Source organism: Arthrobacter sp. MDT2-3, from assembly GCF_059090465.1.
Window position 1 is genome coordinate 387,386 of record NZ_JBNHFS010000004.1, and the last position, 21,681, is coordinate 409,066.

The following is a 21,681-nucleotide window of genomic DNA, read 5'->3' on the forward strand; positions in this document are numbered from 1 at the left end:
GGACTTCAACGATGACGACCTCTGCAGAAACCGCCACGCACTACGTGCCGCAGGATCTTCCCACCCACATCCAGCACTACATCAACGGCCAGTTCGTTGACTCCGTGGGCGGCAAGACCTTCGACGTCCTGGACCCGGTATCCAACCGGAACTACGCCACCGCCGCGGCCGGCCAGAAAGAGGACATCGACCTCGCCGTCGCCGCCGCCCGCGAAGCCTTCGTCAACGGCCCGTGGCCGAAGATGAAGCCCCGCGAACGCGCCCGCGTCCTGAACAAAATCGCCGACGCCGTCGAGGCGCAGGAAGCCCGGCTCGCCGAGCTGGAAACCTTCGACACCGGCCTGCCCATCACCCAGGCCAAGGGCCAGGCATTGCGCGCGGCCGAGAACTTCCGGTTCTTCGCGGACCTGATCGTGGCCCAGTTCGATGACGCCATGAAGGTCCCCGGTTCCCAGATCAACTACGTGAACCGCAAGCCGATCGGCGTCGCCGGCCTGATCACCCCATGGAACACCCCGTTCATGCTGGAGTCGTGGAAGCTTGCACCGGCGCTGGCCACCGGCAACACCGTGGTCCTCAAGCCCGCCGAGTTCACCCCGCTGTCAGCGTCGCTGTGGGCCACCATCTTCAAGGACGCCGGCCTGCCCGACGGCGTCTTCAACCTGGTCAACGGCCTGGGCGAGGAAGCCGGCGACGCCCTGGTGAAGCACCCGGACGTTCCGCTGATCTCCTTCACCGGCGAGACCACCACCGGGCAGACGATCTTCCGCAACGCGGCTGAGAACCTCAAGGGCCTCTCCATGGAGCTCGGCGGCAAGTCCCCGTGCGTCGTTTTCGCCGACGCCGACCTGGACGCCGCCATCGATTCGGCCCTGTTCGGGGTCTTCTCCCTCAACGGTGAGCGCTGCACCGCCGGCTCCCGCATCCTGGTCGAACGCGCCATCTACGACGAGTTCTGCGAGAAGTACGCCGCCCGGGCAAAGAACATCGTTGTCGGGGACCCGCACGATCCCAAGACCCAGGTGGGTGCCCTGGTCCACCCGGAGCACTACGAGAAGGTGGCCTCCTACGTGGAGATCGGCAAGTCCGAAGGCCGGCTCATGGCCGGCGGCGGCCGCCCGGACCACCTGCCCGAGGGCAACTACATCGCCCCCACGGTGTTCGCCGACGTCGCCCCCGACGCGCGGATCTTCCAGGAGGAGATCTTCGGCCCCGTCGTGGCCATCACGCCTTTCGAGAACGACGACGAAGCGCTGGCTTTGGCGAACAACACCAAGTACGGCCTGGCTGCCTACATCTGGACCCAGAACCTGACCCGCGCCCACAATTTCTCCCAGAACGTGGAAGCCGGGATGGTGTGGCTGAACAGCCACAACGTCCGCGACCTCCGCACCCCGTTCGGCGGCGTCAAGGCCTCGGGCCTCGGCCACGAGGGCGGCTACCGCTCCATCGACTTCTACACCGATCAGCAGGCAGTGCACATCACCCTCGGCACCGTCCACACCCCCAAGTTCGGCAGCATCGAAGCCTCCCTGGCCAACGAAGGCTAACCCCTTAATTACGTAGAAACTGCTCAAAGAAGAGAGACCATCATGACCAATTTTGTTCCCACCCCCACCGTCCCGGCCCCGGATATCGTCCGCTGCGCCTACATGGAGATCGTGGTCACCGACCTCGCCAAGTCCCGCGAGTTCTACGTGGACGTCCTGGGCCTGCACGTCACCGAAGAGGACGAGAACGCGATCTACCTGCGCTCCCTGGAGGAGTTCATCCACCACAACCTGGTGCTCCGCAAGGGACCCGTCGCCGCCGTCGCAGCGTTCGCCTACCGGGTGAAGTCCCCCGCCGAGGTGGACGCCGCCGAGGCCTACTACCGCGAGCTGGGCTGCCGGGTGGAGCGCCGCAAGGAAGGCTTCACCAAGGGAGTGGGCGATTCCGTCCGCGTCGAGGACCCGCTGGGCTTCCCCTACGAGTTCTTCTACGACGTGGAGCACGTCGAACGCCTCACCCAGCGCTACGACCTCTACTCCGCCGGCGAACTGGTCCGCCTGGACCACTTCAACCAGGTCACCCCGGACGTCCCCCGCGGCCGCGCCTACCTCGAGGACCTCGGCTTCCGCGTCTCCGAAGACATCAAGGACTCCGACGGGGTCACCTACGCCGCCTGGATGCACCGCAAACAGACGGTCCACGACACGGCGCTGACCGGCGGCAACGGACCCCGCATGCACCACGTTGCGTTCGCCACGCACGAGAAGCACAACATCATCCAGATCTGCGACAAAATGGGCGCCCTGCGCATCAGCGACCGGATCGAACGCGGCCCCGGCCGGCACGGCGTCTCCAACGCCTTCTACCTCTACATCCTGGACCCGGACGGACACCGCATCGAGATCTACACCCAGGACTACTACACCGGCGACCCCGACAACCCCACCATCACCTGGGACGTCCACGACAACCAGCGCCGCGACTGGTGGGGCAACCCCGTGGTCCCGTCCTGGTACACCGAAGCCTCCCTCGTCCTGGACCTGGACGGCAACCCCCAACCCGTCATCGAACGCGAGGAAAAGTCCGAGATGGCCGTCACCGTCGGCGCCGACGGCTTCTCCTACACCCGGCCCAGCGAAGCAGCCGGGGCTGAGGGCTTCAAGCTCGGAGCGCAGCTGTAGTCATGCTGGATGCCAAGACGATTGAGGCCATCGCGGACGAGCTGCTGGAAGCCGGCCGCACCCGCACCCCGGTTCCCCGCCTGACTGCCCGCTACCAGCACATGACCGTGGAGGACTCCTATGCGGTGCAGCAGTTGTGGCGGCGCCGCAACGAGGAAGCCGGCCGGACCCTGGTGGGGCGCAAGATCGGCCTCACGTCCAAGGCTATGCAGGACGCCACCGGCATCACCGAGCCGGATTACGGCGCCATTTTCGATGACATGGTGCTGGAGACCGGCTGCTCGGTGGAGTGGGATCAGTACACCCACCCGCGGGTGGAGGTGGAGCTGGCTTTCGTGCTCAAGGACGGGCTCAAAGGACCCGGCGTCACCATCTTCGATGTCCTGAACGCCACCGACTACGTGGTCCCGGCCCTCGAGATCCTGGACTCCCGGATCGAAATGGAGGGCCGGACCATCGTGGACACCATCTCCGACAACGCCGCCATGGGCGCCATGGTGATCGGCGGCCGTCCGGTGAAGCCCGACGCCGTGGACCTCCGCTGGGTCTCCGCCATCCTCTACAAGAACCAGACCGTGGAGGAAACCGGGGTGGCCGCCGGCGTGCTGGACCACCCGGCCAACGGGGTGCACTGGCTGGCCAACAAGATCGCCGCCCATGGCGATTCGCTCAAGGCCGGGGACATCATCCTCGCCGGCTCCTTCACCCGCCCCCTCTGGGTGTACAAGGGCGATACTGTCCACGCAGACTACGGACCCCTGGGGAGTGTCACATGCCGCTTCGAATAGAAGACACCTTCCGCGACGCCCTGGCTGCGCAAAAGGGTGTAGCAGGCCGGCCCCTTGCCGGGATGTGGGTGTGCTCCGGCAGCCCGCTGATCGCCGAGATCTGTGCAGGCTCCGGCCTCGATTGGCTCCTGGTCGATGCCGAGCACAGCCCCAATGGGCTCGAATCCATCCTCGCCCAACTCCAGGCCATCCACGGCTACCCGGTCCACACCCTGGTCCGGCCGCCCGTGAACGACACCGTGGTCATTAAGCAGTACCTGGACCTGGGCGTGCAGAACCTCCTCATCCCCATGGTCAACTCCGTGGCCGAGGCAGAGGCTGCGGTGGCTGCCACGCGCTACCCGCCCCACGGCGTCCGCGGGGTCGGCTCGGCGCTGGCCCGCGCCGCCCGGTGGAACCGGGTCCCGGACTACCTGGCCCGGGCCAGCGAGACCATCAGCGTTACCGTCCAGATTGAATCCACCTCCGCGGTAGAGGCAGTCGAGGACCTCCTGAAAGTCGACGGCGTGGACGCTGTCTTCATCGGGCCCTCCGACCTCGCCGCGTCCATGGGCTTGCTCGGCCAGCAGGAACACCCCGAAGTGCGCGCCGCCGTCGAACACTGCCTCACCACCGCGAAGGCGGCCGGTAAACCGGCCGGCGTCAACGCCTTCAACCCCGACACCGCCCGCCACTACCTGGACGTCGGCGCCAACTTCATCCTCGTAGGCGCCGACGTCGCCCTTTTAGCGAGAGGCTCCGAAGCCCTCGCGAAGCGATACATCCAGAAGCCAGGCGGCGACACCCCTGCCAGCTACTGATCCTTCCCTTCCCAGGGACGCTTTTTCAATGACAGTTACGTCTGCGCTGCCCCCTGCCATCTCACCGGAGCGGGAAGCGTCCGACGGCGGCACATTCGACGTGCACGATCCCGCCACCGGGCGGTACTCGCCACCTTCGCCTCCGGCACCAGCGATGACGCCATCGCCGCTTTGGACGCTGAAGCAGATGCGGTCCGGCTGGCCAACGCCAGCGAATACGGCCTCGCGTCCTACCTCTACAGCCGCTACTTCAACCGGCTCCTGCGCCACCACCCAATACATCGGCATCACCGACCCCTATACCAACTGACATCCCGCCGGTGTTCCGGACAGCATGCCTGCGTCACGCTTGAGCGTTCTCTCTGCTCCAACTGTCCTGCGCATAAAGACAAGCCTCCGGCCCTGCCCGTCAACCAGACTGGGAGCAACCCGCTACGCCGACCGGCTGGCGTCCTTGCTACTCGAAGTGGAGTATCCCTTGGAAACCTACGATGCACTTCTCGCGTCCATTGCCCCCGCTGCCGGCACCGGCCGGACAATTTTTGATCCCGCGACGGGCGAGGCTGTGGGGGAGGCACCCGTTCATGACCTTGAGTACCTCGAGCAGGCAGTCGCCGGCGCGCAGGCTGCCCAGCCCGCCTGGGCTGCTTTGGGCCACGATGCCCGGTCCGCCGCGCTCCTGAAAGCAGCCGACGCCGTCGAACGGTCCGCCGAGGAACTCGCCCAGTTGCTCTCCCGTGAGCAGGGCAAGCCGCTGAACGGCCCCAATGCCCGCTTCGAAGTGGGTGCCTGCGTGGCCTGGCTGCGGGCCACGGCCAGCCTGCCGTTGGAGCCTGAAACCATCGTTGATGATGGTGAGACCCGTGCGGAGCTGCACTACCGGCCCATCGGCGTCGTGGGTGCGATTGGCCCGTGGAACTGGCCCATGATGATCGCCGTCTGGCAGCTCGCCCCGGCCCTGCGGATGGGCAATGCCGTTGTGGTCAAACCGTCCGGCAACACCCCGCTCTCCGTCCTGGCCCTGGTCAAGGTCCTCAACGAGGAACTCCCTGACGGCATCCTTACCGCCGTTTCCTGCGGACGGGAAGTCGGCGCACGCCTCACCAACCACCCGGCGATCGGCAAGATCATGTTCACCGGCTCCACCGCCGGCGGCCGCGCCATCATCAAATCCTCCGCGGACACCGTCAAGCGGCTCACCCTGGAACTGGGCGGGAATGACGCCGGCATCGTCCTTCCTGACGCCGACCCCAAAGCCATCGCCGAAGACATCTTCTGGGGCGCATTCCTGAACACCGGCCAAACCTGCGCAGCCCTGAAGCGCCTCTACGTCCACGACGACATCTACGACGCCGTCTGCGCGGAACTCGTGGCCGTCGCCAAGACGATGCCCATGGGCAACGGCCTCGACGAGAACAACGTCCTGGGCCCCCTGCAGAACAAGGCACAGTACGACGTCGTCGCCAACCTCGTCCAGGCCGCCAAGGACTCCGGCGCCCGCATCCTGCTCGGCGGAAACCCGGACACCAGCCAGCCCGGGTTCTTCTATCCCACCACCCTGGTGGCGGACATCGACAACAACAACCCGCTCGTCGTCGAGGAGCAGTTCGGGCCCGCCCTGCCGATCATCCGCTACAGCAGCATCGACGAAGCGGTGGAGAAGGCCAACGGGCTCGACGTCGGCCTCGGCGCCTCGGTCTGGTCCCCCAACCTGGAAGCAGCCCGCGGCGTCGCAGCCCGCATCCAGGCCGGCACCGTCTGGATCAACCGCCACGGCGCAGTCGACCCCCGCATCCCCTTCGGCGGCGCCAAGCAGTCCGGCTACGGCGTCGAATTCGGCGTCGAAGGCCTCAAAGCCCTCGGCATACCCCAGGTCATCAACGGCTAAGCCCAGCCCGGACGCCGCTGCCCCAAGGGCCCGCGCCCGAGGCCTGGCGCAGCCGCCTACCCCATGGCTGGGGCGGCGGCGGTCCGCCCGCCGAGCTGTCGGCGGGCCCAGCGGGCGAGCTTCTTGCCCTTGCCCTTCCACCAGTTGTCCTCGTCCTTGTCGTGGTGCAGCCGGAAGATGATGGCCATGAGCACGAAGATGCCCATCACCACGTCGATCCAGGACGCCAGCACCAGGGCAATCAGGACGGTCACGCCGTTGGCGATGATGGACGGGACGGCCAGGGTCCGGAAGACGGTGCTCGCCACAAATCGCCGGTGCGACCGCGGCACGGACAGCGCGCGCACCATGTCGAAGCAGACGCACACCACCACGACGGTTTGTCCGAGTGCCAACAGGATCTGGCCGGGAATCGAGCCGCTGAATGAGGCGACCGCTTCCATCCCCGGGCTCACCGGTGGTCCCCGTGGCGTGAGCGACAAAAGGCGGGCGTCCGCCCATGAGTACCAAACATGAAAACCCCCAGAAACTTGGAACCACTGCTGCTGATCCAGCAGCAGTGGTTCCATTCAAGTTTCCGGGGGCTGTCCCGTCACGAGTAGTGAGTACTCTAATTCAGGCCGGAGCCGAAGGAGGAGCTACTGTCCGATCGCGCGGGGCCGCCAGAGCACCACAGCCTGCGAGCGGGGACGGGGGCGCTGGCCGCGTGCCAGGCTCACTACGTCCCCCGCTGCGCCCGCCGCAAAGATCCGGGAATCGAAAGGCTGCGGGCGCCGGCTGAGTTCCTCAGCCAGTTCTGCTACACGGTGCTGGAGTGCAGCCACCTGGTTTTCGAGTTCCAGGATCCGCTTGATGCCTTCGAGCGACACGCCTTCCTGCGACAGCCGCTGCACCTCGCGCAGCATGTTGATGTCACGCTGCGAGTAGCGGCGGGACTTGCCGGGCGCGCGGCTGGGCGAGACGATGCCCAGCCGGTCGTACTGCCGAAGTGTCTGGGGGTGCATGTCCGCCAGTTCAGCCGCCACCGAGATCACAAAGATCGGCTGGTCTGAGTTGATGTCCATGGCTCACCCGCTGCTAAAGCCGGGCCTTGGCGGCCAGGCCCTCACGGACATCAGCTCCCGCCGTGGCATCGGCAAACGCCTTGACCGCGGCTTCGGCTTCCTTGTTCAGGTTCTTGGGAACGGCGACGTCGATGGTCACCAACAGGTCACCGGTCCCCTTGGACGTCTTCACGCCTTTGCCCTTAACGCGGAGGGTACGGCCAGACGGCGTCCCGGCCGGAACGCGGACCCGCACCTTTTCGCCCTCGATGGTGGGCACTTCGATGTCGGCGCCCAGGGCAGCCTCGGGGAAGGTGACGGGAACGTGGATGCGCAGGTTGTCGCCGTCGCGCGTGTAGAACGGGTGCGGCTGGACGGAAACGGACACCACCAGGTCACCGTTGCCGGCGGCGCCGGGCTGGCCCTTGCCGCGGATGCGGACTTTCTGGCCGTCCTTGATGCCGGCGGGCACACGGACATCGATGACCTCACCGCTGGGTTCCCGCAGCCCGATGGTGGTGCCGCGGATCGAACCCGCAAAGGAAATACTCGTGGAGGCAGTACGGTCAGCGCCCTTCTGCGGGGTCCGCTGGAAACCCGTCTGCCCAAACCCGCCGCCGAACAGATCGGCGAACTCCGGCGGGATACCGCCGGAGGAGGGGTTGAACCCGCCAGCGTGGCGTCCGGTGTTGCCCGTGAACAGGCCGCCGAACATATCCTCGAATCCCCCGTTGCCCGCACCGGCACCGCCCGGAGCAAAACGTGCTCCGCCGCCCATGGCCCGGATGGCGTCATACTGCTGGCGCTCTTCGGGATCGGAAAGTACAGAGTAGGCCTCGGAGATGTCCTTGAACTTCTTCTCGGAAGCAGAGTTCCCCGAGTTCGTATCAGGGTGGTGCTGCCTGGCCAGCTTCCGATAAGCCTTCTTAATGTCGGCGTCGGAAGCGTCCTTGGCGATACCAAGGATCGCGTAAAAGTCCTTGTCCACCCAATCCTGGCTAGCCAATGGCGTTTCCTTTCAAAGTCTTCTAACTAACAGCTCTCCGCGGTACAGGGGCCCCCGCCCCTACGCGTGGTGGCTCGGTCCTGTCGGACCAAGCCACCACGCTCCGGCAGGCCCGATGCCACTCCCGGGGCCCCTGTACCGCTCCGAGCTTTGTGATTACCTCACCTTAGGCGAGATCACCGCCGACGCGGAGGCCGGATATGGGGCGGCGGTGTGGAGGGCACCGCGGAGCGGGCACCGCCCCATATCCGGCGTAGCGCCTTGGTGACCATCAGGCCGGAACGGCCACGATCACCTGTGCGGCACGGAGGACGCGGTCGCCTGACTTATAGCCGGAACGGAGAACCTGGCTGACGGTGTCAACTTCGATGTCCTCGCCGGGCTGCTGGATGAGGGCCTCGTGGATCGTGGGATCGAACTCCACGCCGGTCTCATCGATGCGTGCCAGGCCGTAGGTCTTCAGTGCGTTCTCCAGCTTGGTGGCGATCGCAGCGAAGGGGCCGTCGGCGAGGTCGCCGTGCTGCCGGGCGGCGTCGACGTCGTCCAGGACCGGAAGCAGGGAGTTCAGGACGCCGATGACGGCCATCTCCCCTGCCACGGCCCGGTCGCGTTCAACGCGCTTGCGGTAGTTGACGTACTCAGCCTGCAGCCGGAGGAGGTCGTTCTTCAGCTCGGCCGCCTCTGCGGTGGTGGAGCCTGCCGGAACCCCCTGGGCCACGGATTCCTCGGCCGGCACTTCGATGCCGTTGAGGATCTCCTCGGCCTGGGCGAGCGCGTCGCCGTCGGAGTCCACTTCGGAACCGTCGCCCGGGGCCGACTCGGCGCCCTCAGGGTGCCGGGCCTGCCCGGTCACCGGGTCAACCTTGCGGTTGTCCCGGATGACCGGTTCCTGGTGGCCGTTGCCCTGCTGCTCCTGGCGCGCGGATGAGATGTGCTCTTCCTCGTTACCGTGGTGCGGCATGGCTACTTCTTCGCTTCGTCTTCGTCGATGATCTCGGCGTCGACGATGTCCTCGTCGGCAGCCTTCTCCCCGCCTGCGGCACCAGCGGCGCCTTCAGCACCTGCGGCACCGGTCGCGCCGTTGGGAGAACCGGACTGGGCGTAGATGGCCTCGCCCAGCTTGCCCTGGGAAGCCTGCAGCTTCTCGAAGGCGGCCTTCACAGCGGCGTCGTCCGTGCCTTCGAGGGCCTTCTTGAGGTCGTCGACGTCGGTCTGGACCTCGGTCTTGACCTCTTCAGGCAGCTTGTCGGCGTTGTCGGCGATGAGCTTGTCCACGGAGTAGGCGAGCTGCTCAGCGGTGTTGCGGGTGTCGGTTGCCTCGCGGCGGGCCTTGTCCTCGGCTGCGTGCTCCTCGGCATCCTTGACCATGCGGTCGATGTCTTCCTTGGAGAGACTGGAACCGCCCGTGATGGTCATGGACTGCTCCTTGCCGGTGCCCTTGTCCTTCGCGGAAACGTGGACGATGCCGTTGGCGTCAATGTCGAAGGTGACCTCGACCTGCGGAACGCCGCGCGGAGCCGGGGCGATGCCGGTCAGCTCGAACGTACCCAGCGGCTTGTTGTCGCGGGTGAACTCGCGTTCGCCCTGGAAGACCTGGATGGCCACGGACGGCTGGTTGTCGTCAGCGGTGGTGAAGGTCTCGGACCGCTTGGTGGGGATTGCGGTGTTGCGCTCGATCAGGTGCGTCATCACGCCACCCTTGGTTTCAATACCGAGGGACAGCGGGGTGACGTCGATCAGGAGGACGTCCTTGCGCTCACCCTTCAGCACGCCGGCCTGCAGGGCTGCGCCAACGGCCACAACCTCATCCGGGTTGACGCCCTTGTTCGGCTCCTTGCCGCCGGCGAGTTCCTTGACCAGCTCGGAGACTGCGGGCATACGGGTGGAGCCACCGACCAGGACGATGTGGTTGATGTCGGAGAGCTTGATGCCGGCTTCCTTGATCACATCGTGGAACGGCTTCTTGGTGCGCTCCAGCAGGTCCTTGGTGAGGTCCTGGAACTTGGCGCGGGTCAACTGCTCGTCCAGGTGGACCGGGCCGTCGGGGGTGACGGACAGGTACTGGAGGGAGACGTTGGTGCTGGTGGAGGAGGACAGTTCTTTCTTGGCCTGCTCGGCTGCTTCGCGGAGGCGCTGCAGGGCGATCTTGTCCTTGGACAGGTCGATGCCCTTGACCTTGAGCTGGTTCAGCAGGTAATCAACAACCCGCTGGTCCCAGTCGTCGCCGCCCAGGCGGTTGTCACCGGCCGTGGCGCGCACCTGGATGGTGGAGAAGTTGTCTTCGTCCTTGCCGACTTCCAGCAGGGAAACGTCAAAGGTACCGCCGCCGAGGTCGAAGACCAGGATGAGTTCGTCTTCCTTGCCCTTGTCCAGGCCGTAGGCCAATGCGGCCGCGGTGGGCTCGTTGACGATGCGGAGGACGTTCAGGCCGGCGATTTCGCCGGCTTCCTTGGTGGCCTGGCGCTCGGCGTCGTTGAAGTACGCCGGAACGGTGATCACAGCGTCGGTGACCTTTTCACCCAGGTAGGACTCGGCGTCGTTCTTCAGCTTCATGAGGATGCGCGCGGAGATTTCCTGCGGGGTGTACTTCTTCTCGTCGATGCCCACGGTCCAGCCGGTACCCATGTGGCGCTTGACCGAGGCGATGGTGCGGTCGATGTTGTTGACGGCCTGGCGCTTGGCGATCTCGCCAACCAGGACCTCGCCGGACTTGGAGAATGCAACGACCGACGGCGTGGTGCGGCCACCCTCGGCGTTGGCAATAACGGTGGGCTCGCCACCTTCGAGAACGGAGACGACGGAGTTGGTGGTTCCGAGGTCGATACCTACTGCACGTGACATGTGTTGCTTCCTTCTTTCCTTGGAAACTTACTGGCGCCCTGATGATTGAGCGTTCTGCACTCAACTTTACTCAGGGCGCCAGCGATGTCAATCCAAGTTGAGTGGAGTACGCTCAACTTTGTTCTGGGCAGTGGCGGGTTGGCCGGGAGTTCCGCGGGATGGCGGGCCTAAACAGCAGTCGACGGCGGCCGCCCTTTCGCTGCTGGAGAACGGCGCCGCCGGGCTGCTTGCCTTGCGGGGCTACCTGTCGCTGTCCCGGTCGCCGTGAAGGGGCCCCCGCTCTTCAGCCGTGGTGTTGACCTGCCCGTCGGTAAGCCCTTCCCGGACGGCGTCAGTTTCGTGCCCGGTTCCAGCGGTACCGGCATCCCCGTAATCCCCGTCCGGGTATTCGCCGTCCTCGAGGTTCCCGGCAGGGTCCCCTACAGTGCCGGCGTCACCGTAGTCCCCATCCACATACTGGCCGCCTTCGCCTTCCAGTCCGGGGGCGCTGTTTCCCCTGCGGGGCTGCTCCGCTGCGGATTCCTGGTTCTCAGTCATGGTGCATCTCTCCTTTGAGTTCCGCGTCCATGCGGGCGCAGGGGCAGTCTATCGAGCCGGCGTTTCCGCCAACAGGGCCTCAGCCTGGCCCGGGCGCTGCTCCGCGTCCTGCCGGCCCAGCTTGCCCGGCCACCAGATCCGCGGACCGATGTCGTACGCCAGGGCGGGCACCAGCAGCGAGCGCACCAGGACGGTATCCAGCAGCACCCCGAAGGCGACGATGAATGCCAGCTGCACCAGGAACATGATGGGAATGACGCCCAGGGCGGCGAACGTGGCTGCCAGCACCACCCCGGCGGAGGTGATCACACCACCGGTGACGCCGAGTCCGCGAAGGATGCCTGGCCGGGTGCCGTGCTTCAGCGATTCCTCCCTGACGCGGCTCATGAGGAAGATGTTGTAGTCCACCCCGAGCGCTACCAGGAACACAAAGCCGAACAGGGGAACAGTGGCGTCCGCGCCGGGGAAGCCCAGGATGTTGTTGAACACCAAGGCCGAGACACCCATGGCAGCCGCGTAGGAGAGGACCACTGAGAGCACCAGTAGGACCGGTGCAACCACGCTCCGGAGCAGCAGCATCAGGATGAAGAGGATGACCACCAGGACAACCGGGATGATGATCACGAGGTCACGCTGGGCAGTGGTGTTGGTATCCAGCGCCGTGGCGGTCACCCCTCCCACCAGCGCGTCGGGGTCCACAGCCTTGACCTCCTCACGCAGGGCCTTTACGGCCTCCTCCGCTTCGAGCGAATCCGCGGCGGAGTTCAGCGTGGCATTGATCAGCACTTTGCCGTCGCGGACGTCGGGAGCGCTGGGAGCGCCGGGGGCTCCGGTGATGGGCACGGAACCCTGCGCCAACAGGTAGGCCTCGCCGACGCCGTCGCCCGCTTTCACAGTGTCCAGCACCTCCTCCGCCTTGCCCTGGTCCACCACCACAACCGCGGGGCTGCCGCTGCCGGCGTCGAAATGGCGCGCCAGGGCGTCCTGGCCGTCCACGGCGTTGGACGCCGCAAGGATGACGTCAGTCTGCGGTACCCCGTTGGCCTTCAGCTGTAGGACGCCGGCGGAACCGGCCACCAGAAGCAGGACCGAGGCAACCCAGACGATGCGGGGACGCCGCGAGACCAGTGAGCCTGTGGCGCGCCACAGCCCCTTTTGGCCTTCCAGTCCTGTGATCAGCTCCGGCTCGCGCTCGTCCGCCGGGGCAAGTTTCGGGCGGAAGGGCCAGAACGCGGCGCGGCCCAGGAGTGCCATCAGGGCAGGCAGCAGGGTCAGGGCCGAGAACAGCGAGCAGAGGATGCCGGCAGCTGCCACGGGACCCAGGGCTTTGTTGGAGTTCAGGTCCGAGAAGAGCAGGCACAGCAGCGCGATGATCACGGTGGCGCCGGACGCGAGAATGGGCTCGAAGGAGGCCTTCCAGGCGGTCAGCACGGCGGCGGTGCGGTTGGTGGTGTGGGTCAGGGCTTCCCGGAACCTGGCCACATACAGGAGGGCGTAGTCCGTGGCGGCGCCGATGACCAGGATGGACAGGATGCCTTGGCTTTGGCCGTTGAGCTGGATCCAGCCGGCCTTCGCCATGCCGAACACCAGCAGGATGGCCGCACACAGGGCGAAGACCGAGGTCAGGAGCACCATGATCGGCAGCAACAGCGAGCGGTAGACAATCAGCAGGATCACAAAGACCGCTGCAAGGGCAACCAGCAGGAGGATGCCGTCGATGCCGGCAAAGGCCGCTGTGAGATCTGCCGCCAGCCCGGCAGGACCGGTGACATAGGTTCGCATGCCCTCGGGCGCTGCCTCGGCAACGGTGTCCCGCAACTCCTGGACAGCCTCCTTGATTTCGACCGATGAGTCGACGGGGGCGATGAACTGGACCGCCCTGCCGTCCTCCGACGGAATTGGACCAATCACCGTACTGCCCAGTTCCAGGCCTTCAAGCTCGCTCCGCAGGGACGCGACCCCGCCCAGTTGGGCCGGGGTGAGGCTTTCGTCGCTTTCCAGGACAATCACGCCGGGGACCTCATCAGACTCCCGGAATTTCGCCTGCCAGTCCTGCGCGGCAGTGGCCTCGGCGCTGGCGGGGAGGAATGATGCCTGGTCATTGGAGGACACCTCTTCGAGCCGGCCGAAGGTAGGTCCGCCGATCCCGGCGAGCGCCAGCCAGGTCAACACGAGGATTACGGGGAGGAGCCAGCGCAGCCAGAACGGGACGCGCTCCTTGGCGTGGGAATGGGATTTCATGGTGCCTTCCGGGCAGCTGTCAGGAGTAGAATTGATTCCATATTAGAGTATCTCCATCATAGAGATAAGTGGCTCCCTAGCTTTTTCTCCTTTTTAGACGGAGAAGAGGGGAAAGGCCCAGCTGAAGTAATATCCGTCAGTACGGTTAAGCGGCACAGTCGGCGCCTCAGGCGGGGAAACTTGCCCGCATGGAGCACAAATTCTTGGAGGCGGACATGGCAGGCGACGAGACGTCCGCTGCCCCCGGCCCTCCGGCGGCCGGTGGGCCGCACCCCTTGGTACGGCTCCTGCAGGAATTCACCCTCGAGGCCAACCGCTATGTGGACACAGCCGGCGGCCGCAAGGACATGCACCGGACGGACCTGAACGCGCTGGCGGTCATCATGCGGCACACCGCAAACGGCGGTACCGTCACGCCGGGGCTCCTGCGCAAGGAGCTGAACCTGAGTTCCCCCGCCACCACGGCCCTGATCGACAGGCTGGACAACTCCGGACACGTAGTGCGCGAGCGGGACAGCTCCGACCGCCGGCAGGTTCACCTTCGCATGACGCCCAAGGCCTTCCAGGACGGCGGTGCCATCTTCGCTCCCCTCTCGCGCCAAATGGGCAGTGCCATGGCGAATTTCAGCGCGGAGGAACTGGAAACAGTGACCCGCTTTATGACGGCCATGGTGGAAGCCACGGTTGCCGCGCGGGAAGAATCGTCCAGCACGCCCAGGTAGGTTGGGGGTAGCGTTTGGTTATGAGTGCGCAGCAGCCCGAAGACGACGTTTACACGCACGGCCACCACGAGTCCGTGGTCCGCGCCCATGCCGCCAGGACAGCCGAGAACTCCGCGGCATTTGTCCTGCCGCACCTCGCGCGCGGCTCTGAAGTGCTCGACGTCGGCTGCGGCCCGGGCAGCATCACCTGCGATTTCGCCGTTCTGGTCGACCCCGGAAAAGTTACCGGCCTGGACCGCTCACCGGATATCATCGCCCAGGCCAAAGCCCTCGCCGCCGAGCGGGAGGTTTCCAACGTGGAGTTCGTGGCGGGCAATATCTACGACCTCGACTTCGACAACGAGACATTCGACGTCGTGCACGCCCACCAAGTGCTTCAACACCTCACCGACCCCGTGGAGGCGCTGCGGGAGATGCGACGGGTGGCAAAGCCGGGCGGCATCGTTGCCGTTCGTGACGCCGACTTCCACGGCATGAGCTGGTACCCTGCCATTCCTGAACTGGACGAGTGGATGGAGCTGTACCAGCGGATCGCGCGCAGGAACGGTGCAGAGCCCGACGCCGGGCGGCGGCTGGTGAGCTGGGCGCAGTCGGCCGGCTTCACCGACGTCGCACCCACCAGCAGCAACTGGCTCTACGCCACAGGGCAGCAGCGCCGCTGGCAAGCACGCGTCTGGGGCGAACGCGTGCTGCACTCAGCTTTCGCAGAGCAGGCACTGGAGTATGGTTTCGCCAACCCCGCCGACCTCGCCAGGATCTCCGCCGGCTGGCACCGCTGGGGATCCACCGACGACGGCTGGTTCCTGATCCCCAACGGCGAGGTCATCGCCCGGGCGTAGGAGGTTGTCCACATAGGCAAAGCGGGCTTATACCTGGTGCTGATGGGTCTCAGCAACCTGCCAAGGACAATGCTGCAGTGGTCGCATTCCACGTTGAGCAGCTGCAGCCCAAAAAGCAGGTGAGCAAGTGAGTACCTGCCCCGAACTGCCACTAAACTTGGCGGGTGCAATTCTCCCTTTGGCTCGCCCTGGCGGGCGCCGGTGCCCTCATCAGCTTCACCCCTGGCGCCGGAGCCATCAACACCATGAGCAACTCCCTGACCGCCGGTTTCCGCCGCTCCATCTGGGGCATTCTGGGGCAGCAATTGGCGCTGGTGGTGCACATCGTGATTGTGGCACTGGGTGTGGGCGTACTGGTGGCAGGTTCGCCGGTGGCCTTCAACGTCATCCGCTACGCCGGAGCCGCATATCTTGTCTACCTGGGCATCAGGCAGTTCCTTAGCAAGCCGGACCTTGAACACGAAAAGATTGCGGGCTTGAAGAACGAGCCAGCCTGGTCCATCTTCCGGCGGGGCCTTTGGGTGAACTTGTTGAACCCGAAGGCAATCGTCTTCTTCCTCGCGTTTATGCCCCAGTTCATCCGCCCGGACCAGCCCCTCCTGGCCCAATACGCAGTACTGGCGGCAACAGTCGTCGCCATCGACATCCTGGTGATGTGGTTCTTCTTTGCGGCCGCAGCCAAGTCCTTCGAGCGCTTTACCCGTAGCGGCCGAGGACAACTGGTCCTGAACCGGTCGTTTGGCGTGCTCTTTGTCGCCGTGGGCATCCTGCTGGCTTTCCTCCACTAACCCGTCTAGGCGTTCCAAGTGCTCCCGTCGCGTCATGTGACCGCAGAGCACAGCTTCTTTACAACGTAGTCAACCTTTATGAACCTGCCGCTAGCCAACATGGCCATTAGCACGCATGCTTAGTAAATGAACTCACCGTCGAGCCCATACCGAGTTATCGCCGTCTGCACCGGGAACATCTGCCGGTCCCCCATGGCCGAGCTGATGCTCGCCGCGGCGCTGGAACGCGAGGGGCTGGACAGCCTGGTAACCGTGGATTCCGCAGGCACCACGGGGTATGAGGCAGGCCGCCCGATAGACCCCCGGGCCGCACGGCGTTTGGATGCCACGCAGCTCATCTCGGACAAGCACGTCGCCCGGCAGTGGCAACCGGCATGGTTCCGTAAACGGGACCTGATCCTGGCACTGGACATCGACCACTACGCATGGCTGAGCGAGTCCGCGCCGGACGATGAGTCCCGGAACAAGATCCGTATGCTCCGGAGCTTTGATCCCCGGCTGGCAGAAAAAGACCTGCTGGACCAGGGCATCGAGGACCCCTGGTACGGCGGGCACGCAGATTTCGACGCCGTCTGGCACCAGATCCACGCCGCCCTGCCCGGGCTGGTGGGTTATCTCAAAGGCGCTGTCCTCCAAAGCGCCCAGCTACAGCACTGATGAAAGCCCTGCGGGGATAAAGGTACGCTCTAATCCATGAGCCCTGCCCCCGTCATCATCGCCGTCGACGGGCGCTCAGGCGCAGGAAAGACAACGCTCGCCGTTGAACTGGCTGCACGGCTGCGGGCGCACCACAAGGTCTCGCTGTTCCACCTCGAGGACATCTACCCGGGCTGGAACGGGCTGATAACCGGCGTGGACCGCTACGTCTCCACCGTGCTGGCACCCTTGAGCCGGGGCGAGGCGGCTGCCTGGGTTAGCTGGGACTGGGAGAAACACTACGACGGCGACGTCCGCGTCACGCTGCCCGCCGAGATCATCATCGTTGAAGGTGTGGGTTCCGCTGCCGCCGCTGCGCGCCCCTTCCTCAGTGCCGTCATTTGGGCTGACTCGCCCGAGGACGTACGCCGGACCCGGGCACTGGACCGTGATGGCGGTACGTACGAACCGTTCTGGGACCAATGGGCAGCACAGGAAGAGCAGTGGCTGCGCGGCGACGACGTTCCCGGCCACGCTGACGTACACGTCCTGAACCGCGCAGACGGTACCGCCCCCGCCGACGTACTCCGGCTCCTTCCCTACCTTCCCGCGCTGGCCACCGCCCTCTCCCCCGAACTGTCGGCCCGCCGCGACCTGAGCCTCCGCGCCGAATGCCTCAACCTGCGACCGGAAGCCGCCGCACTGTTCAGCGCCCTCTACGGCAGCTCACCCAACGCAGTCTGGCTAGACTCCTCCAACACGGGCGCGGCAGGGACACCGCCCCACGGATCCGGGCACTCAGCTGCGGAGCGTAGCCGCTATAGCATCATGGCGGACGACGGCGGGTTGTCCGGCCAGTACGTGACGCACCATTCCGGCCGCAGCCTGATCCGCGCGGGCTGCGCCAGCGCCACCATTGAAGGGCCCTTCTTCCGCTGGCTGGACACCGTGTGGGGAGGCGCAACGGTCCAGACTCCCGACAGCTACCCCGGGGAATTCGCGCTGGGCTGGGTTGGCTGCCTGGGCTATGAACTCAAGCGGGAAACCGGCGGATCCGATCGTGCAGCACCCAGCCCGGACGCCGCCCTGATCTTCGCTGGCAGGGCAGTGGTCCTGGACCACGCCGCAGGTACCGCCTGGCTCCTGGCCTTGGACGTTCCGGATGCGGACGAGTGGTTCAGGGACGCGCGGGCCGCCGTCCAAACTGCCTCCGCACTTACTCCAAATGCCGAGGGGACCCCCAACGCCGGCGGCAGCAGCGGCGTCGTACTTTCAAATCCGCCAGCGTTCAGCAGCCGGGATACCGGCGCCGAATACAAGGCAAAAATCGCCGCCGCGCAGCACGAAATCGCCGAAGGAAACAGCTACGAAGTGTGCCTGACCACCACACTCTCGGCCAAGGTTCCGGCCGCAGAGCTGGACCCGTGGCAGACGTACCTCGCCCTGCGGCGCAGGAACCCCGCACCCTTTGCCAGCTACCTCCGGTTCGGGGGCCTCACGCTTGCCAGCACCTCGCCAGAGCGGTTCCTGAAGATAGCGTCCGACGGCGGCATGCGGGCCGAGCCGATCAAGGGCACCCGCCGCCGTGCCTCTGATCCGGCGGAAGACGCCCGGCTGCGCTCAGAGCTCGAAACGTCCCTCAAGGACCGCGCCGAGAACATCATGATCGTTGACTTGCTGCGGAACGACCTCAGCCATTTCGCGGTCCCCGGCTCCGTTACCGTGAGCAGGCTTTGTGCCATCGAAAGCTACGCCACCGTCCACCAGATGGTCAGCACCATCGACGCCCAACTGCGGCGTGGGTCGTCGCGGGCAGAGGCGGTGGCAGCCTGCTTCCCGGCCGGCTCCATGACCGGCGCGCCCAAAATCAGCACTATGGCCATCCTGGATCGGCTGGAAGGCGAAGGACGCGGCATGTACTCCGGCGCCGTCGGGTACTTCTCACTGAACGGGGCGACGGACCTCGCCGTCGCCATCCGGACTCTGGTGATCCGCGACGCCAGTGATGGAACCGCGGAACTGACCCTCGGCGTCGGCGGGGCCATCACTGCCGATTCCAACGCCGGCGAGGAGTACGAGGAGATCCGGACCAAGGCCTTCGGGGTCCTGTCAACGCTGGGTGCCCAGTTCCCGGAGGACTAAGCCTCCTGGGTGGCTTACTGAACGGTCGCCGTCAGCCTGGCCACGTTGTCCACATAGCGTGCCGCCAGCGGGCGGCTAAGCCAGTCGGACAGCTTGAGCTCGTGCGAAATGTCGCGGTACGTGTCTTCCACAGCGCGCATCTTGGTGACGATGTCGGCTCCCAGCAGCATCACGGACACCTCCAGGTTCAGCGAGAAGGAGCGCATGTCCATGTTGCTGGAGCCGAGGACCGCCACTTCGTCGTCGATGGTGAAGTGCTTGGCGTGGAGCACAAACGGGGCTTTGTACAGGTAGATCCGGACGCCCGCCTCCAGCAGCGCCTCGTAGTAGGAACGCTGGGCGTGATGGACCAGGAACTGGTCTCCCTTTTCGGAGACGAACAACTCCACGTCCACGCCGCGCTGAGCAGCGGTCGTGATGGCATAGAGCAGCGAATCGTCCGGGACGAAGTACGGGCTGCAGATGGAGATCCGGTGCTGCGCGGAGTAGATGAGGGTGTTGAAGAGCCGCAGGTTGTTTTCGGTGATGAACCCGGGGCCGCTCGGCACCACCTGCGCGGTGACGTTCCCGGGATGCGGGTTGGACGGGAGCTGCAGCTGGTGTTCCAGGGACTCGTCGGTTTCGCTCAGCCAGTCGGTGGCGAAGACGACGTTCAGGGTGGTGACGATCGGCCCATGGAGGCGGGCCATCAGCTCCACCCACTCCCGGCCGGCCTTGCGGTGCCGCGGGTTGTTGTAGGAGGGCTCGATCAGGTTCTGGGAGCCGGTGAAGGCGATTTCGCCGTCGATCACCATGATCTTGCGGTGGTTCCGCAGGTCGGGTCGGCGCCACTGGCCGTGAATGGGCAGGAGCGGGAGCATCCGCTTCCACTGGATCTTGCCGGCCCTGAGCCGCTTCAACAGGTCTTTGTAACCCTTGACCCGCAGGGTGCCGATGTGGTCGAACAACACCCGGACTTCCACTCCGCGCTCGGCCGCTTCCTCCAGGGCGGTCAACAGGTCATCAGTGATGTGGTCTGTGCTCATGATGTAGAACTCGGCATTAACGAACTGCTTCGCCTTCCGCACCGCCTCCGTCATCTGCAGGATGGAGTCCGGATAGCCCGGGATGAGGTCCACGGAGTTGCCATCCACCATGGGGAGCGAACCCAGCCTCCGGTTCAATTCCGCGGCCGACGTCACCCATTCCGGGCCCGGGTAGTCGCTTTCCACGTCCGCCAGGGACGAGATCCCGGCGCGTACCCTCTCGTTGACCAGCTGCTGCTGATCCCGGCGCCGCTTCGAAAGCTGGAAGTTGCCGAACAGCAGGAAAAGGATGAGGCCCACAAACGGGACAAAGAATATGCCCAACAACCAGGCCATCGCCGTCGTGGGCCGCCGGTTGCCGGGGATGATGCCCACGGCCAGCACCCTGATCACCAGATCGGCGACACCCAGCAGCACCACGATCCACGTCGGAGCGGAACCGGCAAGCGAAAATGGCCACAACACGCGAATAACCCCCGGGAGACGGGCTGCCGGCGGACGGTTTCCAGCCGGGGCACTCTGCCCAGCTTATCCGCGGGACGCCGCACTAAGCTGGAGCCATGACCTCTCCAGCTTCCGTGGTTCTCGTATTCCTCGACCCCTCCTTCCCGGACGGCCGGCTGGCCGATGCGACCAAGCCCCAGCTGCTGGTGACGGACCAGGGCGCCACCCGGGGCGACGGGATCTTCGAGACGATGCTCGCAGTGGACGGCAGCGTACGGAAGATCCAGGCCCACCTGGACCGCCTGGCGGGTTCCGCGGTGGCGCTGGACCTCGCCATTCCCGGCGAGGCGGAGTGGCGCCGTGCAGTCGCCACCGCCGTGTCCGAACACCTCGCCCAGCATCCGCCCGCCCCCGGGGCCGATAACGAACTAGTGGTCAAGCTCGTGGTGACCCGTGGTGTGGAGGGCGCCTCTGCCCCCACCTCCTGGGTCCAGGTTTCCCCTGTCGGGGCGGCCGGGCGCCGCCAGCGCGAGGCCGGCATCGACGTCATCCTCCTGGACCGCGGCTACGACAGCGACGTTGCCGAGCGCGCCCCATGGCTGCTGCTCGGCGCGAAAACGCTCTCCTACGCTGTCAACATGGCAGCCCTGCGCCACGCCCACAAGCAGGGCGCGGACGACGTCATCTTCATCTCCTCCGACGGCCGGGTCCTGGAGGGCCCCACGTCCACCGTGCTGATGGCGCACGTGGAAACGTCCGACGACGGCGCCTCCGTCAAGCGCCTGATCACGCCGCAGCTGGACAGCGGCATCCTGGCCGGCACCTCTCAAGGTGCGTTGTTCGCTGCGGCCAAAGCGGCCGGCTGGGAACTGGGGTACGGCCCGCTGGAGCCCCAGGACCTGCTGGACGCCGATGCGGTCTGGCTGATTTCGAGCGTGCGCATGCTTGCGCCGGTGAACCGCATTGACGGCAACGAGGTGGGCATGCCCTCGGTGCAGAAGGAGCTCACCGCGGAGCTGAACGAGCTGTTCGCGGGCATCGAATAGCAGGACACCCTGGGCCGCCTTGGCCTGGTGGTGGACGGCCATCCGGGGATCTTCCCGGTCAAGGACACTGAGGTCATCGAGGACCAGGCGGACAAGGATGCCGTGGACGGCCTGGGCCTGGAACCCTGGCAGCGGGCGAGAAAGCCCACTACATCAGGTTGTCAGCACATAACCGGCCGCCGCTTCAAGGTGAACTGGCCGGACGTCTGGAACACCCGCACTG

20 protein-coding genes are annotated in these 21,681 nt (G+C 65.7%); 12 read left to right on the forward strand and 8 right to left on the reverse strand.

Annotated features, from left to right (window positions below; all coding sequences use genetic code 11):
* Positions 1–11: 11 nt before the first annotated feature.
* From hpaE to AC5RUQ_RS14585, 6 genes are all read left to right on the forward strand, one after another.
* Positions 12–1,550 carry a 5-carboxymethyl-2-hydroxymuconate semialdehyde dehydrogenase gene (gene hpaE / locus AC5RUQ_RS14560; protein ID WP_493948038.1) on the forward strand — a complete coding sequence of 513 codons (1,539 nt, stop codon included), beginning with the start codon at positions 12–14 and terminating at the stop codon, positions 1,548–1,550.
* Between the two features lie 42 nt (positions 1,551–1,592).
* Positions 1,593–2,672: a 3,4-dihydroxyphenylacetate 2,3-dioxygenase gene (gene hpaD, locus AC5RUQ_RS14565; RefSeq protein ID WP_493948039.1), complete on the forward strand. Its 1,080-nt coding sequence runs from the start codon at positions 1,593–1,595 to the stop codon at positions 2,670–2,672.
* 2 nt (positions 2,673–2,674) lie between these two features.
* On the forward strand, positions 2,675–3,460 hold the full coding sequence (hpaH, locus tag AC5RUQ_RS14570; RefSeq protein WP_493948040.1) for a 2-oxo-hept-4-ene-1,7-dioate hydratase: 786 nt from the start codon (positions 2,675–2,677) through the stop codon (positions 3,458–3,460).
* Positions 3,445–4,260 carry an HpcH/HpaI aldolase family protein gene (locus AC5RUQ_RS14575; protein WP_493948041.1) on the forward strand — a complete coding sequence of 272 codons (816 nt, stop codon included), beginning with the start codon at positions 3,445–3,447 and terminating at the stop codon, positions 4,258–4,260. Before hpaH ends, AC5RUQ_RS14575 begins: the two co-directional genes overlap by 16 nt.
* 28 nt (positions 4,261–4,288) lie before the next feature.
* On the forward strand, positions 4,289–4,570 hold the full coding sequence (locus AC5RUQ_RS14580; protein WP_493948042.1) for a hypothetical protein: 282 nt from the start codon (positions 4,289–4,291) through the stop codon (positions 4,568–4,570).
* A 168-nt stretch (positions 4,571–4,738) separates the two neighbouring features.
* Positions 4,739–6,148, forward strand: coding sequence for an aldehyde dehydrogenase family protein (locus tag AC5RUQ_RS14585; RefSeq protein ID WP_493948043.1), 1,410 nt, complete (start codon positions 4,739–4,741; stop codon positions 6,146–6,148).
* Between the two features lie 56 nt (positions 6,149–6,204).
* Here AC5RUQ_RS14585 and AC5RUQ_RS14590 read toward each other — a convergent pair whose 3' ends face one another.
* From AC5RUQ_RS14590 to AC5RUQ_RS14620, 7 genes are all read right to left on the reverse strand, one after another.
* Positions 6,205–6,591, reverse strand: coding sequence for a hypothetical protein (locus tag AC5RUQ_RS14590; protein WP_493948146.1), 387 nt, complete (start codon positions 6,589–6,591; stop codon positions 6,205–6,207).
* A gap of 195 nt (positions 6,592–6,786) precedes the next feature.
* Positions 6,787–7,212 carry a heat shock protein transcriptional repressor HspR gene (locus tag AC5RUQ_RS14595; protein WP_493948044.1) on the reverse strand — a complete coding sequence of 142 codons (426 nt, stop codon included), beginning with the start codon at positions 7,210–7,212 and terminating at the stop codon, positions 6,787–6,789.
* A 13-nt stretch (positions 7,213–7,225) separates the two neighbouring features.
* Positions 7,226–8,197: a DnaJ C-terminal domain-containing protein gene (locus AC5RUQ_RS14600; RefSeq protein ID WP_493948045.1), complete on the reverse strand. Its 972-nt coding sequence runs from the start codon at positions 8,195–8,197 to the stop codon at positions 7,226–7,228.
* A 271-nt stretch (positions 8,198–8,468) separates the two neighbouring features.
* The gene (locus AC5RUQ_RS14605; RefSeq protein ID WP_493948046.1) at positions 8,469–9,158 is read right to left on the reverse strand and encodes a nucleotide exchange factor GrpE; all 690 of its coding nucleotides are present in this window, start codon (positions 9,156–9,158) and stop codon (positions 8,469–8,471) included.
* Positions 9,159–9,160: 2 nt separating this feature from the next.
* Entirely contained in the window at positions 9,161–11,038 is a 1,878-nt protein-coding gene (dnaK, locus tag AC5RUQ_RS14610; RefSeq protein WP_493948047.1) for a molecular chaperone DnaK, read from the reverse strand.
* Between the two features lie 240 nt (positions 11,039–11,278).
* Positions 11,279–11,575 carry a hypothetical protein gene (locus AC5RUQ_RS14615; RefSeq protein ID WP_493948048.1) on the reverse strand — a complete coding sequence of 99 codons (297 nt, stop codon included), beginning with the start codon at positions 11,573–11,575 and terminating at the stop codon, positions 11,279–11,281.
* 48 nt (positions 11,576–11,623) lie between these two features.
* Positions 11,624–13,816, reverse strand: coding sequence for an MMPL family transporter (locus tag AC5RUQ_RS14620; RefSeq protein ID WP_493948049.1), 2,193 nt, complete (start codon positions 13,814–13,816; stop codon positions 11,624–11,626).
* Between the two features lie 215 nt (positions 13,817–14,031).
* Between AC5RUQ_RS14620 and AC5RUQ_RS14625 the strand changes: the two genes are divergently transcribed.
* The 5 genes from AC5RUQ_RS14625 to pabB all read left to right on the forward strand — a co-directional run bounded on the left by AC5RUQ_RS14625 (position 14,032) and on the right by pabB (position 18,943).
* Positions 14,032–14,538, forward strand: coding sequence for a MarR family winged helix-turn-helix transcriptional regulator (locus AC5RUQ_RS14625; RefSeq protein ID WP_493948147.1), 507 nt, complete (start codon positions 14,032–14,034; stop codon positions 14,536–14,538).
* Between the two features lie 20 nt (positions 14,539–14,558).
* Complete coding sequence (locus AC5RUQ_RS14630) at positions 14,559–15,377, forward strand: methyltransferase domain-containing protein (protein ID WP_493948050.1); 819 nt, start codon at positions 14,559–14,561, stop codon at positions 15,375–15,377.
* 164 nt (positions 15,378–15,541) lie between these two features.
* The gene (locus AC5RUQ_RS14635) at positions 15,542–16,165 is read left to right on the forward strand and encodes a LysE family transporter (protein WP_493948051.1); all 624 of its coding nucleotides are present in this window, start codon (positions 15,542–15,544) and stop codon (positions 16,163–16,165) included.
* Between the two features lie 126 nt (positions 16,166–16,291).
* Positions 16,292–16,822: a low molecular weight protein-tyrosine-phosphatase gene (locus AC5RUQ_RS14640; RefSeq protein ID WP_493948052.1), complete on the forward strand. Its 531-nt coding sequence runs from the start codon at positions 16,292–16,294 to the stop codon at positions 16,820–16,822.
* Between the two features lie 36 nt (positions 16,823–16,858).
* Positions 16,859–18,943 carry an aminodeoxychorismate synthase component I gene (gene pabB / locus AC5RUQ_RS14645; protein ID WP_493948053.1) on the forward strand — a complete coding sequence of 695 codons (2,085 nt, stop codon included), beginning with the start codon at positions 16,859–16,861 and terminating at the stop codon, positions 18,941–18,943.
* Positions 18,944–18,957: 14 nt separating this feature from the next.
* On the opposite strand, the gene cls is transcribed toward pabB, so the two are convergent.
* A complete protein-coding gene (gene cls, locus AC5RUQ_RS14650) occupies positions 18,958–20,430 on the reverse strand; it encodes a cardiolipin synthase (RefSeq protein ID WP_493948148.1) in 1,473 nt (490 codons plus the stop codon).
* 98 nt (positions 20,431–20,528) lie between these two features.
* On the opposite strand from cls, the gene AC5RUQ_RS14655 reads away from it, so the two are divergent.
* Positions 20,529–21,458 (forward strand): aminodeoxychorismate lyase, encoded by a 930-nt coding sequence (locus tag AC5RUQ_RS14655; RefSeq protein WP_493948054.1) that lies wholly within the window; start codon positions 20,529–20,531, stop codon positions 21,456–21,458.
* The last annotated feature ends 223 nt before the right edge of the window (positions 21,459–21,681 follow it).